The sequence below is a fragment of the Wenyingzhuangia marina genome (assembly GCF_900130035.1).
Lineage (GTDB): Bacteria > Bacteroidota > Bacteroidia > Flavobacteriales > Flavobacteriaceae > Wenyingzhuangia > Wenyingzhuangia marina.
The window spans coordinates 3688-5586 of the sequence record NZ_FQXQ01000010.1 but is presented as its reverse complement, the minus strand read 5'-3'; the positions used below and the strand labels follow the sequence as shown (position 1 = coordinate 5586).

Annotated in this window: 1 tRNA gene and 1 rRNA gene; both read left to right on the top strand. The window is 46.0% G+C overall.

The window, feature by feature from the left end:
* The first annotated feature begins 214 nt into the window (after nt 1-214).
* Nucleotides 215-1734: ribosomal RNA gene (locus BUB70_RS13960) — 16S ribosomal RNA — on the top strand.
* 87 nt (nt 1735-1821) lie between these two features.
* Nucleotides 1822-1895, top strand: a tRNA-Ile gene (locus tag BUB70_RS13955).
* The last annotated feature ends 4 nt before the right edge of the window (nt 1896-1899 follow it).

The window sequence follows — 1899 nt, the reverse complement described above, 5'->3', positions numbered from 1 at the left end:
AAATAAAGTTCTTATATTTGCATCCGCTTAGCGAAGCAGCTAGGTTGTTAACTCATAACTGAGTTAGTGAAAACAAGACACGCGATGCGTGAAGTTCATTGAGAATATTGAAATTGACAGCGTAAAATTAGAAAGTAAAATTACATGATTAAGTTCGTGAGATTTTTTTGAGCATCATCAAATACGATCTACAGAGATGTAGATAAAAATATTAACGATGAAGAGTTTGATCCTGGCTCAGGATGAACGCTAGCGGCAGGCCTAACACATGCAAGTCGAGGGGTAACAGGAATTGCTTGCAATTTGCTGACGACCGGCGCACGGGTGCGTAACGCGTATAGAACCTACCTTAAACAGGGGGATACCCCATGGAAACGTGGAATAATATCCCATAGTGTTATAGATTCGCATGGATTTATAATTAAAGATTTATCGGTTTAAGATGGCTATGCGTCCTATTAGTTAGTTGGTAAGGTAACGGCTTACCAAGACATCGATAGGTAGGGGTCCTGAGAGGGAGATCCCCCACACTGGTACTGAGACACGGACCAGACTCCTACGGGAGGCAGCAGTGAGGAATATTGGTCAATGGAGGCAACTCTGAACCAGCCATGCCGCGTGAAGGATGACTGCCCTATGGGTTGTAAACTTCTTTTATATGGGAAGAACTATAGTTACGTGTAATTATTTGACGGTACCATACGAATAAGGACCGGCTAACTCCGTGCCAGCAGCCGCGGTAATACGGAGGGTCCAAGCGTTATCCGGAATCATTGGGTTTAAAGGGTTCGTAGGCGGGCTAATCAGTCAGAGGTGAAATCCAGCAGCTTAACTGTTGAACTGCCTTTGATACTGTTAGTCTTGAGTCATATGGAAGTAGATAGAATATGTAGTGTAGCGGTGAAATGCATAGATATTACATAGAATACCGATTGCGAAGGCAGTCTACTACGTATTGACTGACGCTGAGGAACGAAAGCGTGGGGAGCGAACGGGATTAGATACCCCGGTAGTCCACGCCGTAAACGATGGACACTAGTTGTTGGATTAATTCAGTGACTAAGCGAAAGTGATAAGTGTCCCACCTGGGGAGTACGGTCGCAAGATTGAAACTCAAAGGAATTGACGGGGGCCCGCACAAGCGGTGGAGCATGTGGTTTAATTCGATGATACGCGAGGAACCTTACCAGGGCTTAAATGTAGGATGCATTAGTTAGAGATAGCTATTTCTTCGGACTTCTTACAAGGTGCTGCATGGTTGTCGTCAGCTCGTGCCGTGAGGTGTCAGGTTAAGTCCTATAACGAGCGCAACCCCTATTTTTAGTTGCTAACAGGTTAAGCTGAGGACTCTAGAGAGACTGCCGGTGCAAACCGTGAGGAAGGTGGGGATGACGTCAAATCATCACGGCCCTTACGTCCTGGGCTACACACGTGCTACAATGGTAATGACAGAGGGCAGCTACTTGGCGACAAGATGCGAATCTTCAAACATTATCACAGTTCGGATTGGAGTCTGCAACTCGACTCCATGAAGCTGGAATCGCTAGTAATCGCATATCAGCCATGATGCGGTGAATACGTTCCCGGGCCTTGTACACACCGCCCGTCAAGCCATGGAAGCTGGGGGTGCCTGAAGTCGGTCACCGCAAGGAGCCGCCTAGGGTAAAACTGGTAACTAGGGCTAAGTCGTAACAAGGTAGCCGTACCGGAAGGTGCGGCTGGAACACCTCCTTTCTAGAGAAAAGAGATGAATGTTATGAAGAATCTTTTTACTTTTTAATTAGCTGTTAATTTTTATAATATAAATACAATCACATATTGAGTCTCGTAGCTCAGCTGGTTAGAGCGCTACACTGATAATGTAGAGGTCGGCAGTTCGAGTCTGCCCGAGACTACTAA